The organism is Saccharothrix variisporea, from assembly GCF_003634995.1.
Taxonomy (GTDB): domain Bacteria; phylum Actinomycetota; class Actinomycetes; order Mycobacteriales; family Pseudonocardiaceae; genus Actinosynnema; species Actinosynnema variisporeum.
The window spans coordinates 752,330-768,003 of the sequence record NZ_RBXR01000001.1 but is presented as its reverse complement, the minus strand read 5'-3'; the positions used below and the strand labels follow the sequence as shown (position 1 = coordinate 768,003).

Here is a 15,674-nt window from a genome sequence, read left to right as displayed (position 1 = left end):
CGGCGGTTCTGCTAACGCGCGAGGGCATCCGTGGGTAGTTCTGCCCATACCGGTATTCGCGCGGCGGCGCGATGGTTGACCGGCTGAAATCGCCGGTGGTTGTCCATCGGCCTATCAGGTGACTTCTTTGGGGGAGACCTGTGAGTGGAGTAACCGTGCAGGGGCCGGTCGAACGGGGCCGCAGCCCGCGGTGGGTCGAGGTGCCCGGCGGTGGCACGCGGACGTTCGGCACCTGTGCGTGCGGCGAGTGCGCGTGGGACCTGCCGATCGACGGCGAGCCCGACTTCCGGGGCGCGATCGCGGCCGAGGGCGGCGTCTGGTGGATCACCAACCTGTCCGACACCGAACCGTTGTTCGTCGCCGACGTGGACCACCCCGGCGAGGCGACCGCCGTGCGGCCGGGGGAGCGGGTGCCGTTCGGGTTCGACATGGCGATCGTGACGCCCGCACGCCGACCCGGCCGCGTGTCGGTGACCGTGTTCGCCGCCGTGACCGAGGTCGAGCCGCCGGTGGTGCGGAGGTGCCCGGCGATCCGACCGGAGGTCCCGCTGCTGGACCCGGACGCCCGCTACTCGGCGGTGCTCGCGGCGTTGTGCGAGCGGCGCGGGCCGGTCGCGCCGACCTCGGCCGACATCGCGGCCCGGCTGCGGATGAGCCCGCGGGCCGTGGACGCCCACATCGACTACCTGGTGCGCAAGCTGGAGATCCCGGAACCCGCGATCCGCCGCACCGGCTGGAAGCGCATGGCCCTGATCGAGCACGCCCGCACGCACGGCCTGGCCGGCGCGGGGCAGTTGGCGAGGACGGCGTGATCCACGAGGTCTTCCGGGCCCGCGCGACCGAGCGGCCCGACGCGATCGCCTTGGCGCACAGCGGCGGCGGGGTCACCTACGCCGAGCTCGACCGCATGTCCGACGAGATCGCGCTGGAACTGAGCGCGGCCGGGGTCGGCAAGGGCAACGTCGTGCCGGTCGTGCTGCCGGTGTCACCCGAGCTGGTGGCGACCCTGCTGGCGGTGCTCAAGTGCGGCGCGGCCTACGCGGCGCTCGACCCTTCGTGGCCGGCGGAACGGTTCCGGCGCATCGAGGAGCTGCTGCCCGGCCAGGTGTGGGTTCCCCGAGGCGGGGAGAACCCGCCGCCGCTGGTCGACGAGACCGCGGCGATGGTGTTCTTCACCTCCGGCAGCACCGGCGAGCCGAAGGCGGTGGTGTCGCCGCACGAGGCCACCATCCGGCTGTTCCAGGACTGCACGTTCGCGACCTTCGACCACACCACCGTGATGCCGCAGGTCTCCGCGGTGCCGTGGGACGCGTTCGCGTTGGAGCTGTGGGGTGTGCTGCTGACCGGTGGCACGTGTGTGCTGGTCGAGGACCGGCCGTTGCTGCCGGGTTCCTTGCGGGAGCTGGTGTCCCGGCACGGCGTGAACACCCTGTTCCTGACCACCTCCCTGTTCCAGCTGGTGGTGGAGGAGGACGTGGACGCCTTCGCCGGGCTGCGGACCGTGATCACCGGCGGGGAGAAGCTGTCGGCGTGGCACGCGCGGCGGTTCCGGGCGGCGCGGCCGGAGGTGCGGCTGGTCAACGGGTACGGGCCGGTGGAGAGCGCGGTGTTCGTGCTGACCCACGACGTGACCGACCTGGACGGCGAGGTCCCGCTCGGCCGGCCGGTCACCCGGACGTCGGTGCACGTCGTGGCCGAGGACGGCCGGGAGTGCGCGCCCGGCGAGGTGGGTGAGCTGGTCGTCGCCGGGGACGGGTTGGCGCTGGAGTACCTGGGCGATCCCGGGCTCACGGCCGAGAAGTTCACGTGGCTGCCGCTGGGCGGGTCTTCGGTCCGGGTGTACCGGACGGGGGACCGGGGGAGTGTGGACGCCGATGGTGTCTTCCACTTCCACGGTCGGCAGGACCGGCAGGTCAAGGTGCGGGGGCACCGGATCGAGCCCGCCGGGATCGAGCACGTGGCCGGCGGGGTGGTCGGGGTGCGGCGGTGCGTGGTCGTGCCCGTGCCCGACGAGACCGGTGCGTGCCGGGCGTTGGCGTTGTTCTACGCCGGGGACGCGGAACAGGACGTGGTGGCGGCTCGACTGCGGGCCGACCTGCCCGCCTACTCGGTGCCGGACCACGTGGTGCGGGTCCCGGCCTTCCCGTTGTCCGCCAACGGGAAGGCGGACGCGCGGGCCCTGCTGGCGTCGTTGCCGCAGACCGGGCCCGTCGAGGTGACGGGCGGTTCCGTGGCGGACGTGGTCGCGCGGGAGTTCGCCGCCCTGGTCGGGTCGGCCGAGCGGGACCGGTCGTTCTTCGAGCTGGGCGGCACGTCCCTGGCGGCCGTCCGGTTGTGCACGCGGCTGGGGGCGCGGTTCGGGCGGTCGGTCCCGGTGTCCCGGTTGCGCTCCACGCCGACCGCGGCCGGGCTCGCGGAGTGGCTGTCGGAGCCCGTCGAACAAGCACGCGGGCGCGGCCCGGTGTTGACGCCGATGCAGCACTCCTTCCTGGTGCGGCACCAGGTCGCCGGCGGCGACGACCCCTACAACCACTGCCCTCTGGTGTGGACGGTCACCGGGGACTTGGACGTGTCGGCGCTCGCGGAGGCGGTCCAGGACGTCCACCAACGCCACGGTTACCTGCACGCCCGCTACACCGACGACGACGAGCCGCTGGCCGTCCCGGGTGATGCGGTGGTGGAGCTGGAACGCCTGACCGGCGACCGCGCGACCCTGGACGCCCGCCTGTCCGCACCGCTGGACCTGGAGGCGGGCGTGCCGTGGCGAGCCGTGCTGGTCCGGTCCGGTGCGGTGTGGTTGTTCGGGGTGGCGGTGCACCACATCGCGTTCGACGGGTGGTCGCGGCACCGGCTTGCGGATGACCTGTCCGCGGCCTACCGGGCTCGGGTCCGCGGTGCCGCGCCGGACTTCGGACTGGAGGTCCCCGTACCTGCGGAAACGTCGTCGGCCGTGGAAGGCCTCGCACGGGCGGCGGACGTGGCGGCGCAGCGGGCGTTCTGGGCCGAGGAGCTGGCCGGCATGCCGGACCTGGTGTTGCGCGAGGGCGACGGAGGAGCGGATTACGCGACAGAGCATCCTGTCGCGGTCGAGGCTGTCGACCGCATCGCGCGGGAGAGGGGGACGAGTCGGTTGGCCGTGCTGGTGGACGCCGTCGCCCGAGCCGTCGCCGCGCACACCGGGCAGGTGGACTTCGGGATCGGCGTGCCGGTGACGCAGCGGTCCACCGAGGCGTTGGAGCTGCCGGTGGGGTGCCTGATCGACACGGTGTGCGTGCGGGTGGGGCCGGGGCGGTCGGCGGCGGAGGCGGTCGCGGGGGCGCTGGCCCACGCGGACCTGCCGTTCGCGGAGGTGGCGCGGCTGCACGGTCCCGTGCGGACCGGTCGGCACCCCCGCTACCAGGTGATCGCGGCCGTGCAGGACGCGCCGGAGCCGGTGCTGGACCTGCCGGGCTGCCACGTCGAGTGGCACGACGAGCCCACGCCGCCGCTGGCGGAGTTGCAGGTCGAGCTGGTGGCCCCGGCCGGCGGTGCCGCGCGGCTGCGGGTGAGCCGGGACGCGGGCCGGGTGGCGGCCGAGGTGGTGTCCGCGGTGTCGGCGGCCGTGCTGGAGGCGATCAGCCGCTGATCGTTGGTCACTATTGCTTCAGTGCAGACCGAAGCATCCAGTCCGGTGGTCACGCCGTGCGTTCGGCTCTTCCGCAACGAGGCGGTCTGCGAAGTTGTGAGCATCGCTCGACCTAATGAACCGCCGCAGGTGCGAACACAGGCCGCTGACCAGGTCGAACGCCCTACGTCGTCGGTTGGATGAATGTGCGGCACCACCCGCAACCTGCGCGGGTGGTGTTGCGCTGCGTGACCCCGTCTCGCGGATTGTGACTGTTAGCGTCCGAACAGCGAGAAAGGTCCGATCAGGACAGCAATCCGAGATGGAGGTCCTGCCGATGAAACGCTTCACCGCCGCGCTGCTCGGCACGCTCTGTGCCACAGCGCTCACCGTCCCGCTCAGCCCGGCCGCCCACGCCGCCGTGGGCGAGGTCGTCGTCTACACCGCCGAGGTCGTCGAACTGGCCGTGTTCGACAACCCGCGCGGCTGTTACGCCATCCCGGAGGGCGCGCACGTCATGATCAACCGCACCAACAAGGACGTCCAGGTCTTCGGCGTGCCCGACTGCGGTGGCGGGTTCCCGACGCCGCCTATCTGGGTCCTGCAGGAGAACTACGGCGGCCACGTCCCGCCGGCCGCGGCCAGCTTCAAGGTGCCGTGAGCCCGGTGGGTGGCGACAACACATCCCGACGTCGTGGAAAGGGCGCACGTGTCAGTGGACCTGGTCGTCGTAGGGGTCGGGTACGTCGGACTCCCACTGGCCGCCGCCGCTAGCGCTGCCGGACTGTCGGTCCTCGGCTACGACACGTCGCCGGCCGTGGTCGAGGGCCTCCAGACCGGTCGGTCGCACATCCTCGACGTGTCGGACGGGCAGCTGAGGGCCATGCGCGCCAAGGGTTTCGCCGCGACCGCGGACCCGTCGGTCATCGCCCGCGCGGACACGGTCGTGATCTGCGTGCCCACGGGGTTGGGGCCGGACGGCGGGCCCGACCTGTCCGCCGTCCGGTCGGCCGCCGAGACCGTGTCCGACCACCTGCGCCCCGGCACCCTGGTGGTGCTGGAGTCCACCAGCTTCCCCGGCACCACCGACGAGGTCGTGCGGCCGATCCTGGAGCGCCGCGGCCTGGTGGCCGGGGAGGACTTCCCGCTGGGTTACTCGCCCGAGCGCATCGACCCGGGCAACCGGCGCCACGGCGTGCGCACGACGCCGAAGGTGGTCAGCGGGCACACCCCGTTGTGCGCCAAGCACTGCGCCGCGTTCTACGGCCGGTTCGTCGAGACGGTCGTGGTCGCGCGGGGCACCCGTGAGGCCGAGATGGCGAAGCTGCTGGAGAACACCTACCGGTACGTCAACATCGCGTTGGTCAACGAGATCGCGGTGTTCTGCGACCGGATCGGCGTGGACGTGTGGGACGTGCTGCACTGCGCGGCCACGAAACCGTTCGGCTTCGCCCCGTTCACGCCCGGTCCCGGCGTCGGCGGCCACTGCATCCCCGTCGACCCGCGGTACCTGCTGGACAAGGCCCACCGCGCGGGGGCGCGGCTGGGGGTGGTCGAGGCGGCGCGGCACGTGGACGGCGCGATGCCCGGTTACGTGGCCGGGCGGGTGGCCCGGCTGCTGGCCGACGCCGGCACGCCCGTCGCGGGGGCGCGGGTGCTGCTGCTGGGCGTGTCCTACAAGGCCGACGTGCCCGACACGCGGGAGTCGGCGGCGCTCCGCGTGGCGGACGAGTTGACCGCGTTGGGGGCCCGGATCTCCTACCACGACCCGGTCGCGGGTCCCGTGCCGCGGCTCGGGCCCCCGGTGACCGACCTGGACTCCGCTCTGCGCGAGTGCGACGCGACCGTCCTGCTGGTCCCGCACCGCGACTACGACCTGGGCCGGCTGGCCCGGAGCGCACGGCTCCTGCTCGATGTGACGGGACGTGTTCCCGGAGGGGAGGTCGAGCGCTTGTAGTGCCCGGCCGCGCGCGGGGGTGACGTCCCCGCGCGCGGCACTGTCAAGCAACTCGCGTAGAAGGAGTGTGCAGGAATGACCACTGCTGTCAAGAACGAGCGCCTGGAGAAGCGGTTCGACAAGTGGGACGTCGACGGCAACGGCGTCATCGAGCGGTCGGACCTGGAGGCCGAGGGGCACCGGATCCTGAAGGCCTTCGGCGAGACGCCGAGCTCGCCGCAGGGGCGCGCGGTGATCGACTCGTTCGTCGGCACCTTCGATTACCTGGCGCAGAAGGCCGGAACGCAGAGCCTGGACCGGGAGACGTTCCTCCGGGTGATCGAGAAGGAGGTGTTCCAGGGCGGTGACGCCGGGTTCGCGCGGGTGGTGCGGCCGATGATCCAGTCCATCCTCAACGTGTGCGACACCGACGGCGACGGCGAGATCAACCCTTCGGAGTTCGCGCGCTGGGTGGGCGCGGTCGGGGTGGACCCGTCGACGGCGAAGGCGGCGTTCTCCCAGGTCGACACCAACGGCAACGGTTCGCTGACGGTGGACGAGCTGGTCAACGCGGTGAAGGCGTACCACTTCGGCACGCTGGACGCCGAACTGCTGGGCTGAGCGCGGTCGCGAGCGGGGTCCCCGGGCGCGACCGGGACCCCGCTCGCGGCGTGCCTACCGGGCGAGCAGGTCGCGGATCGTCTTCACGACGAGCGCGGGGTCCTCTTCGGCCATGAAGTGTCCGCACTGGACGGTGGCGTGGTCGAGGTCGTCGGCCTGCCGCGCCCAGATCGCGCGGGCGTCGAAGCCGAGGAACGCGCCCCAGTCCTGCTGGCGGACGGCGACCGGCATGCGCAGCGTGGTGTCGCGGTCGGCGGTGTCGTCCTCGACGTCCACCGTGGCCGAGGCGCGGTAGTCGGCGACGATCGAGGGGACGGCGGCGCGGGATGCGCGCAGGTACTCGGCGCGGACGTCGGGCGGGATGGCGGTGGGGTCCTGGGTCCAGACGTCGAGGAAGTGGCCGAAGAAGTCGTCCGGGGCGGCCGCGATGAGCCGTTCGGGCAGGCCGGGCGGTTGGGCCATGAGGAACAGGTGGAACCCGATGGCGGCGGTGGTGCCGTGCAGGACGTCCCACATGTCCAGGGTGGGCAGGACGTCCAACGCGGCGAGGTGGGTCACCCGGTCGGGGTGGTCCAGGCCGGTGCGGACGGCGACCAGCGCGCCCCGGTCGTGGCCGACGACGGCGAACCGGTCGTACCCGAAGGCTTGGGCGACCTTGACCACGTCGGCGGCCATGGTGCGCTTGGCGTAGGTGCGGCCGGTGTCGGCGGGTTTGTCGCTGTCGCCGTAGCCGCGCAGGTCGGGGGCGATGACGGTGTGGTCGGCGGCGAGGTCGGCGGCGACGTGCCGCCACATGAGGTGGGTCTGGGGGAAGCCGTGCAGGAGCACGACCGGGGTGCCGGTGCCGGCCTTCGCGACGTTGAGCTCGACACCGTCGCCGACCGGGACGCGGTGCTGTTCGAATCCGTGGATGTGCATGTCACCACGGTGGCGGGGGCCGCTGAGCGCCCGGTCAGCGGCGACTGAGCACTAGGGTGGCGGGGTGTCGTCGGTGCGGTTCGGGGTGCTGGGCCCGCTGGTCGCGACCGGTCCGCGAGGTCCGTTGGCGCTGCCCGGTCCGCGGCACCGCGCGGTGCTGGCCCGGTTGCTGGTCGCCCGGGGCCGGGTGGTGCCGGTGTCGCGGCTGGTGGACGACCTGTGGGAGGTGCCGCCGGACGGTGCCGTGGGGGCGGTGCAGACGTTCGTGTCCGCGTTGCGGAGGGCGCTGGAACCCGACCGTCCGCCGCGTGGTCCGGCGCGGGTGCTGGTGACGTCGCCGCCGGGGTACGTGGTGCACGCCGAGGACGTCGACGCGTGGCGGTTCGAGGACGCCGTGGCGTCGGGTGGTTCTTCGGCGGCGTTGGGGGAGGCCCTGGGGTTGTGGCGCGGACCCGCCTACGCGGAGTTCGCCGAGCACGGGTGGGCGCGGGCGGAAGCCGGTCGGCTGGAGGAGTTGCGGCTGCTCGCGGTGGAGCGGCGGGCGGCGGCGCTGGTGGCGGAGGGCCGGCCGGCGGAGGCCGTGCCGGACCTGGAGGTGCAGGTCGACGGGCACCCCTGGCGCGAGGAGTCGTGGCGGCTGTTGGCCCTGGCGCAGTACCACACGGGTCGGCAGGGTGACGCGCTGCACGTGCTGCGGCGGGCGCGGGAGCTGCTGGCGGCCGAGCTGGGCGTGGACCCCGGCCCGGCGCTGCGTGCCCTGGAATCCGACATCCTCCACCACACCGTCCCACCACCCGCCGCCGCCCCGCGCGCCGCCGCGCCGCCCGCCGCCGCGCCGCCCGCCGCCGCCCCGCGCTCCGCCGCGCCGCCCGCCGCCGCCCCGCCCGCCGCGCCACCCGCCGCCGCCCCGCGCGCCGCCGCGCCACCCACCGCCGCCCCACCTCCCGCCCCGTCACCCACCTCTGCATCGCCCGTTGGGGAGTTGGTCGGGCGGGAGGCCGAGATGGCCGTGTTGGAGGCCGCTGCCGGGTCGGTCGTCGATCGGCCTCACCTCGTCCTGGTCTCCGGCGAGGCGGGCATCGGCAAGACCGCGCTGGTCGAGGCGTTCGCCGTGCGCCTGACCGGCTGGACCACCGCCCAGGCCGCCAACCCCGACACGCTCGACACGCCCGCCGCGTGGCCGTGGACCCGCCTCCTCGACACCCTCGGCGGCCCCCAGCCCACCACGTTCCCCGACCGGTTCCACTGGCACCGGGCTGTCCTGGACCACCTCGCCCGCGCCGCCCCCCTGCTCCTCGTCCTCGACGACCTGCACTGGGCCGACCCGGAAACGCTCGACCTGCTGACCGCCGTCCTCGACCACCCGGCGCCGGTGCTGGTCGTCGCGACCTACCGCGACACCGACCCCGGCCCCGCCCTCACCGCCTTCCTCGGCCGCGCCGCCCGCCGTGAACCGACGCGGCTGCACCTGCGGGGCCTGTCCCCGGACGCGGTCGCCGACCTGGTCCGCCGCACCACCGGACGTGCCGACGGCGCGGAGGCCGTGCACCGGCGCAGTGGCGGCAACCCGTTCTTCGTCCGCGAACTGGCCCGCCTGCTGGCCACCGACCCGGACACCGTGCCCGCCGGCGTCCGCGACGTCGTGCGCCACCGCCTGGCTCAAGTCCCCGAGCCGGTCGGGGCGGTGTTGCGGCACGCGGCCGTGATCGGCACCGAGGTCGACCTGGACGTCCTGGAGGCGCTCCTGGGCGACGTGCTCGACGCCGTGGACACCGCCGCCGAACGCGGTTTCCTGGTCGAGCACGCCCCGGCCCGGTACCGGTTCGCGCACGTGCTCGTCCGCGACACCCTCTACCAGGACCTTTCGGCAACCCGCCGGTCGCGCCTGCACGCCCGGGTCGCCGACGCCGTCGAAGCCCTGCGCCCGGACGACACCCCCGCCCTGGCCCACCACCTCCTGGCCGCCGGCGACACCACCGCCCGCGCCGGTCGCGCCGCCCGCGCCGCGGCCGCCCTGGCCGAAGCCCGGTTCGCCCCGCACGAAGCCGCCCGCCTCTACCGGGCCGCCCTGGACCGCTGCCCGGCGGACGTGGACGTCCTGATGGGCCTGGTCCGCACGTTGGCCGTGACCGGTGACCTGCCCGGCTCCCGCGCGTACCGTGCCGCCGCGCTGGACCTCGCCGACCCGCAGGCCACCGCCCGGGTGGTCACCGCGTCCGACACCCCGACCATCTGGACCACGCCCGACGACCCGCAGTTGGCCCGCCGCATCGCCGACGCCGCCGAGAACGCCCTGGCCACCGCCGCGGACGACGTGTCGCGGAGTCGTCTGCTGGCCACGATCGCGTTGGAACTGCGCAACACCGGGGGAGCGCGCGCCCGTGAAGCGGCGTGTGAGGCGGAGCGGTTGGCGCGGCGGACCGGTGACCCGGCGGTGCTGGCGTTCGCCCTCAACGCGCGGTTCATCCAGTGCTTCGACCGCGCCGGCCTGGCACCGCGGCGGGCGGAGATCGGGGCGGAACTGGTCGCGCTCGCCGCCGCGCACGACCTGGTGCCGTTCGAGGTGCTGGGCCACCTGGTCCTGGTGCAGGCGCACAGCGCGCTGGCCGACTTCTCCACCGCCGACGACCACGCCGCCAAGGCGGATCGGCTGGCGCAGGACCACCACCTGCCGCTGGTCGGGGTGTTCACCGGCGGCTACCGGGCGCTGCGGGCGACCGTCGCGGGCGAGCCGAACCCGTACCCGGCGCTGGCCGCGCGCCTGTCCGGGACCGGCATGACCGGCGTGGACGTCGTCCCCCTGGCCACCCTGTGCTGGGAGGTCCAGACTGGACAGCCGGTCGTGGTCGACGTCCCCGACGACCCGCCCCGCGACCTGCTCTACGAGGCACGGGCCTGCCTGCGGGCGGTGCGCGCGCTCCAGGACGGCGACCGGCCGACCATGAGCCGTCTCTACAGCGACCTCCTGCCCGCCGAGGGTGAGTTGGCCGGGGCGGGCAGCGGCATCCTCACCCTGCGCCCGGTGGCCCACTACCTGGGTGACCTGGCGTCGGTTCTCTTCCCGGAGCGGGCCGCCGACCACTACCGCCGCGCTCTGGACTTGGCCCGCCGAGCCGGGGCACCGCACTGGATCGCCGCCGCCGAAGCCGCCCTCGGCTGATCACGCGGGCTGGAAGACCACCGGGAGTTCCGGGTTCATGCCGACCTCCGGGCCGGTGCGGGGTTCGGGGGTGCTGATCAGGATGTTGTAGTGGTTCGGGTGGTGGCAGGCGTCGAAGCCCAGGACCGTGCCCACCAGGCGACCGTCCACCCGCACCTCGTCGCCCCGGTCGATGACCCCCGCGTTGCCGATCTCGACGAAACCCAGGAACCCCACCCGGTCGATCCGCGCGCCCGGTGTGGTGTCGGTCTGGTCGGTGGTCACCAGTTCGTGCACCTCGCCTTGGCGCACGCACCGGCTCGCGAACGGTTCCAGGCTCATGCCCCGGTCGTCGCGGCGGTGCACCAGCACCTTCACCACCCGGCTGCCCACCACTCGCTTCGGCCCGTCCTCCTGCATCACGCGGCTTCCCTCCGGTACACCTCGTCCACCAGTGCCAGCACCTCCAGGCCCGGGTCCCGGTAGGCCGGGCCCAGCGCGATCGCCCGGGCGAAGTCGCGCAGCACGCCCTCGTACTCGTGCCACAGCGAGCCCTTGAACTCCGGGTGCCCGGCCAGCATGTCCGCCCGCCGCACCGTCCCGTCCGCCAACCGCACCTCGACGTCCTTGACCTCGCCCGGGTACGACCAGTCCAGCTCCACGGTCGCCGACCCGGCCCCGGACAACTGCAGCAACGCCTGCCGGTCCACGCCCTCGGCGTCCCGCACGACCTTCGCCGCCTCCAGCCGCAACGGCCCCAGGAACACCCGCGCCAGGTCCAGCGCGTTGGGGCCGTTGTCCGCCACGCACCCGCCGCCGCTGCGCGCCATGTCCAGGTACCAGCGGTCGCGGCCCACGTGGTCCTCGATGCGTTCCAGGTACCGCACCACCACCGACTCCACCGGCGCGGCGCCCACCAGCGATTCGCGCAGCGCCACCACGTGCCGGTTGTAGCGGCGGTGGAAGGCGGTGAACAGCACCCCGCCGCGCCGGGCCAGGTCCTCGCCGTCCGCCACCCTGGTCGCCAGCGGTTTCTCCACGCACAGCGGCAGGCCGGCGTCCAGCACGTCCCGGCCGATGGTCGCGTGGGTGTCGTTGGGCGCGGTCACCACCACCGCGTCCAGGTCGCCATCAGCCAGCATCGCCCGGTGGTGCAGGTAGTCGCGGACGCCGTGCCCGGCCAGCACGTCCCGGTCCACGTCGCACACCGCGACCAGTTCGAACTCCGGCAACCGCGCGATCGCCGCCAGGTAGAACCGGGAGATCACCCCCAGCCCGACGACGCCGACCCGGATCACCCGGCCGCTCGCAGGGCCGGTGCGACCGCGCGCAACTGCTCGTACAGCTCCTCCGGCAGCGGCACCCCGTGCGCCCGCCGCCACCGCGCCCGCTCACCCTCCCACCAGCCCGGGTACACCACCGGCGCGCGCGGGTCGGCCGGCGCGCTGGCCAGCACCGCCTCGAACAGCCGGCCCGCGTCACCGCCGAACCCGGACCGCAGCCGCTCCGGCGCGATCACCAGGGCCACCACCCCGATGTCGTCGTCCGCACCGCCACCCACCGGCCCCAGGGCGGCACCGGGCACCAGCGCGGACAGCACCTCCACCAGCAGCCCGAGCCCGAACCCCTTGTACGCGCCCGTCTCCGGCCGCCCGCCCAACCACAGCAGCCGAGCCTCACCCCGGTCGAACGCCGAAGGGTCGGTCACCGGCGCGCCCGAGTCGTCGGCCAGCCACCCCTCGGGCACCTCCCGCCCCTCCCGCGCCGCCGCCCGCACCCGACCGGTCGGCACCACGGTCGTGCTCATGTCCAGCACGAACGGGTGACGGTCGCCCGCCGGGCACGCCAGCGCCAGCGGGTTGGTGCCCAGCAACGGTTCCCGCCCGCCCGGTGGGGGAGCGATGCGCTGCCCGCCGCAGTTGGACGCCACCAGCCCAACCATCCCGTGCTCGACCGCCCGCGCCGCGTGGAAGCCGGCGCACCCGATGTGCGTGGCACCGCGCAGCGACACCAGCCCGATCCCGTGCCGGGCCGCCCGCGCCGCCGCGAGGTCCACCGCCTGCGCCGCCGACCACAGCCCCAGCGACCGCCGTGCGTCGGCGTGCACGCACGCCCCCAGGTCGGTGGTCACGGCCATGTCCGCCGCCGGGTCGCACCGGCCCGAGTCCAGCAGCGGCAGGTACAGCCGGGCCAGGTTCACCACCCCGTGCGAGGTCACGCCGGTCAGGTCGCCGTGGCACAGGGCCGCCGCGGCGACCCGCGCCCGGTCCGGCGGCACCCCGCGGTCGGCGAACACCCCGGTCACGGTCGCGAGCAGGGTCGGGTAGGGCACGACGACGGTCATGTTCCTCCGTTCCGGGCGAACCGCACGACGATGTCCCGCACCACCGCGGAGAACCGGTCCAGCTCCTCCACGTCGGCGTGCTCGCCGCGCGCGTGCGCGTTGTTGGCGTGCAGGGAACCCGGACCGAGCACCACGGTCCGGGTGTCGGGCACGTCGGCCAGCCAGATGGCGTCGCAGGTGAACGCGGGTTCGTGCGCGGGCCAGCGGGGCACGAGCGCGTCCAGCAGCGGCACGTCCCGGGCGGGCAGCGCGGGCAGGCCGTGCTTGCGCCACACCAGCCGGGTGATCGCCGCCGCGTCCACGGCGGTGCGGTGGAACGGCGGCACGGTCCGGAACCGGCGGCCGAACTCCGCCAGCCCCTCCACCAGCGACCGCTCCAGCGCCGAGGTCATCACCCGCGCGGACTCCGCGCTGCCGTAGGACAGGTTCAGCAGCAGCTCGCCGCTGCCGTAGACCCGGTTGTGCATGCGGCCGGTGTGCAGGCCCGCCAGGCACAGCTGCCCGTCGGGCACCCGCACCAGCGACGCCGCCAGGTGCTGGGCCAGGAACCCCAGCAGCACGCTGGCGTTGTGCCCGGCGTGCGGCTGGTCGTCCACCGCGTCCTCGCCCGACACCCGCACGCTCGCCGTCATCGCGGCGGTGCAGCGCGGCAGGTAGCGCAGGCCGGTCGGCTCGCAGAACACGTTGAGCCGGCCGTAGAACCCCGCCTCCACCAGCGGGCGGGTGCCGAACACGCCCATCGCGCCGCCCTCCTCCCCGGACACCGCCTGCACCAGCACGCCGACGTCCCGGCCCACCGCCGGGTCGGCCACCGCCGCCCGCAGCCCCGCGAGCAGGGCGACCGCCGGACCCTTCGCGTCGATCGCGCCGCGCCCCCGGAACCGCGTCCCGTCGAACGACGCCGGCTCGAACGGCGCCACGGTGTCCAGGTGCACGTTGAACATGACGGACGGCTCCGCGTCGCCGTAGCGCAGCACCAGGCTGGGCTGGCGCTCCAGGAACCCCGGGTCCTCGGCGACGGCCTCCCGCACCACCGCCGGCACGTCCGGCCGGTCCACGCAGCCGGGCGGTGCTGGTCCGAAGTGGACGGTGGTGAACCCGATGTCCTCGAAGGCGCCCTGGTAGAGCCGCATCGCGTCCCACAGCCGCACCTCGGCCGTGGTCTCCAGCGGACCGGCCGTGGGCGTGCGCAGCAGCCCGAGCAGCAGGTCCCGGTCCGGCGCGATCACCGCAGCACACCCTCCAACGCCCGGCCCGCCGCCACGAACGACGCCGCGTCGGGCGCGCCGGACACCCCGGGCACCAGCGACACGTGCGGCTCCAGCGACCACGCGCCCCGGTAGCCGTGGGCGCGCAGCAGGGCGACGCAGTCGGCGACCCGCGCGGCGCCCTGCCCCGGCGGCACGAACCGGTCGCCGACCGCGTCCTTGACGTGCACGTGGACCACGTGCGGCGCCACCCGTTCCAGCAGCGCGTACGCGTCGTAGCCGTGCGGCACGCCGTTCCCGGTGTCGAACAGCAGCCGCAGGCCCGGTACCTCGGCCAGCAGTTCCAGCACCCGGTCCGCGCGCGCGGCCGCCCAGCCCGCGCAGTTCTCGTGCACCAGCACCACCCCTGCCGCCGCGGCCAGCTCCGCCAGCGTCGCGACCCGCGCCAGCACCAGGTCCCGCCACCGCCGCTCGGCCAGGCCGTCGTTGGGGTAGGACATGATCCGGACGAACGGCGTGCCCAGCGCGGCGCAGCGGGCCAGGAGGGTGTCCAGCTCGGCCAGGTCGTCCTCGAAGGGCGCGGTGATCGGCCGGGTGAACCCGCCGATCCGCGAGGCCAGGCACACCGTCCGCACCCCGCTGTCGGACAGCGCCTTGGCGACCTCGCCGAACTCCCGGTCCGACAGTTCGGCGACCGGCCGGTGGTCGATGGTGCGCAGTTCGATCGCCGACCAGCCCAACGCGGCCAGCGCGGCGAGCTGACCGGCGAGATCGGGTGCCGCTTCGTCGGTGATCCCGGCCAGGAGGTCTTCAGCGGGCATGGACCACGACCTGGCTCTCGCCGCGCGCGGACGGCACGACCGGTTCGGCGCAGATGTTCTTGGCCACCGACAGCAGCTGCACCACGTCCGTGGCGAACGCGAAGCCCCGCGCGTGCTGGTCGCCCGACCCGTGGAACAGCTGGTAGGCCCGCACCACCCACTCGGTCAGCGAGTCGTCGCGCAGCACCTCGTGCCGCCGGTGCCCGTTCACCGTCACGGTCAGCTGCGAGTGGTCGTCGTCGGCGCTGACCGCGAAGTGCCCCACCGCCGTCCCGCGCTCGAACTCCACGGTGATCCGCCGCTCCCGCACCGGCGAGGTCAGGTCCGACGAGATCTCCGTGCGCACCCCGCTGTTGTGCCGCAACCCGACCCGCGCCCCGCCCATCCGGGGCACCACCACGTCCCCGACCACCAGGTCGTACCCGGCCGCGTGGGTCACCCGCGCGTTGCCCGCCAGCCGCAGCGCCAACCCCACCCCGTGCGGCAGCTCCACGTCGAACGCGGTCTCGTGGCTGGGCCTGCTCAGCGACCGCCGGAACCGCGGCTTGTTCTGCACGATCGAGATCGACCGCGGCTCGCCCAGCAGCCCGCCGCGCGCCAGCTCCAGCAGCCGCCCGGTCAACGAGCTGGTCAGCCACGGCTCCACCACCGCGATCCGCAGCCCGTGCCGGCGGCGCAGCCGCGTGATGCGGGCCAGGTCGTCGGGGTCGGCGGCCAGCGGCTTCTCCACGATCAGGTTGCGGAACCCCAGCTCCGCCAGCTGCCCGATGACCTCGGTGCGCACCGTGGGCGGCGTGCACACGTGGGCCACCGCGTCCGCCGGGGCCAGCAGCCGCGCCGCCTCGGCCACGCCGCGCGCGGTCACCAGACCCGGCCGGTCGCCCAGGACCCGCCGCGGGTCGCACGCCACCACCGGCTCGTCGGCGAACAGCGGGGGCGCGCTCGCCCGCGCCCGCGCCAGCACCGGCAGGTGCAACTCGGCCCCCGCCCGGCCCAGTCCCACGACGAGTGTCCGCACCATTGCACCCCTGGTGATGTCGATAGCCCCGCGAGACGCGTGAATAAACCGCGAATGGCGAATTG

The 15,674-nt window shown here is 74.3% G+C and carries 13 protein-coding genes; 6 read left to right on the top strand and 7 right to left on the bottom strand.

Annotated elements, in window-relative coordinates; genetic code table 11:
* Positions 1-155: 155 nt before the first annotated feature.
* The 5 genes from DFJ66_RS42070 (at position 156) to DFJ66_RS03460 (ending at position 6,161) form a co-directional block, all read left to right on the top strand.
* Entirely contained in the window at positions 156-812 is a 657-nt protein-coding gene (locus tag DFJ66_RS42070) for a hypothetical protein (protein WP_147459160.1), read from the top strand.
* Positions 809-3,625 (top strand): AMP-binding protein, encoded by a 2,817-nt coding sequence (locus DFJ66_RS03475; protein ID WP_147459159.1) that lies wholly within the window; start codon positions 809-811, stop codon positions 3,623-3,625. Before DFJ66_RS42070 ends, DFJ66_RS03475 begins: the two co-directional genes overlap by 4 nt.
* Positions 3,626-3,941: 316 nt before the next feature.
* Positions 3,942-4,265 (top strand): hypothetical protein, encoded by a 324-nt coding sequence (locus DFJ66_RS03470; RefSeq protein WP_147459158.1) that lies wholly within the window; start codon positions 3,942-3,944, stop codon positions 4,263-4,265.
* A gap of 48 nt (positions 4,266-4,313) precedes the next feature.
* Positions 4,314-5,561 (top strand): nucleotide sugar dehydrogenase, encoded by a 1,248-nt coding sequence (locus DFJ66_RS03465; RefSeq protein WP_121217850.1) that lies wholly within the window; start codon positions 4,314-4,316, stop codon positions 5,559-5,561.
* 75 nt (positions 5,562-5,636) lie between these two features.
* On the top strand, positions 5,637-6,161 hold the full coding sequence (locus tag DFJ66_RS03460; RefSeq protein ID WP_121217848.1) for an EF-hand domain-containing protein: 525 nt from the start codon (positions 5,637-5,639) through the stop codon (positions 6,159-6,161).
* A gap of 54 nt (positions 6,162-6,215) precedes the next feature.
* On the opposite strand, the gene DFJ66_RS03455 is transcribed toward DFJ66_RS03460, so the two are convergent.
* Complete coding sequence (locus DFJ66_RS03455; RefSeq protein WP_121217846.1) at positions 6,216-7,079, bottom strand: alpha/beta fold hydrolase; 864 nt, start codon at positions 7,077-7,079, stop codon at positions 6,216-6,218.
* A 64-nt stretch (positions 7,080-7,143) separates the two neighbouring features.
* Between DFJ66_RS03455 and DFJ66_RS03450 the strand changes: the two genes are divergently transcribed.
* Positions 7,144-10,239 carry an ATP-binding protein gene (locus DFJ66_RS03450; RefSeq protein WP_397556308.1) on the top strand — a complete coding sequence of 1,032 codons (3,096 nt, stop codon included), beginning with the start codon at positions 7,144-7,146 and terminating at the stop codon, positions 10,237-10,239.
* Here DFJ66_RS03450 and DFJ66_RS03445 read toward each other — a convergent pair whose 3' ends face one another.
* From DFJ66_RS03445 to DFJ66_RS03420, 6 genes are read right to left on the bottom strand one after another with little or no spacing between them, the layout of a single operon-like run.
* Entirely contained in the window at positions 10,240-10,638 is a 399-nt protein-coding gene (locus DFJ66_RS03445) for a DUF6917 domain-containing protein (protein WP_121217844.1), read from the bottom strand.
* On the bottom strand, positions 10,638-11,516 hold the full coding sequence (locus DFJ66_RS03440; protein ID WP_246029561.1) for a Gfo/Idh/MocA family protein: 879 nt from the start codon (positions 11,514-11,516) through the stop codon (positions 10,638-10,640). The genes DFJ66_RS03445 and DFJ66_RS03440 overlap by 1 nt, the downstream gene beginning before the upstream one ends.
* Entirely contained in the window at positions 11,513-12,562 is a 1,050-nt protein-coding gene (locus DFJ66_RS03435) for an Ldh family oxidoreductase (RefSeq protein WP_121217840.1), read from the bottom strand. The genes DFJ66_RS03440 and DFJ66_RS03435 overlap by 4 nt, the downstream gene beginning before the upstream one ends.
* A complete protein-coding gene (locus DFJ66_RS03430; protein ID WP_121217838.1) occupies positions 12,559-13,791 on the bottom strand; it encodes a M20/M25/M40 family metallo-hydrolase in 1,233 nt (410 codons plus the stop codon). Before DFJ66_RS03430 ends, DFJ66_RS03435 begins: the two co-directional genes overlap by 4 nt.
* Positions 13,788-14,591, bottom strand: a complete 804-nt coding sequence (locus DFJ66_RS03425; RefSeq protein ID WP_121217836.1) for a sugar phosphate isomerase/epimerase family protein — start codon at positions 14,589-14,591, stop codon at positions 13,788-13,790. The genes DFJ66_RS03430 and DFJ66_RS03425 overlap by 4 nt, the downstream gene beginning before the upstream one ends.
* Complete coding sequence (locus DFJ66_RS03420) at positions 14,581-15,612, bottom strand: Gfo/Idh/MocA family protein (RefSeq protein WP_121217834.1); 1,032 nt, start codon at positions 15,610-15,612, stop codon at positions 14,581-14,583. Before DFJ66_RS03420 ends, DFJ66_RS03425 begins: the two co-directional genes overlap by 11 nt.
* Between the last annotated feature and the right edge of the window lie 62 nt (positions 15,613-15,674).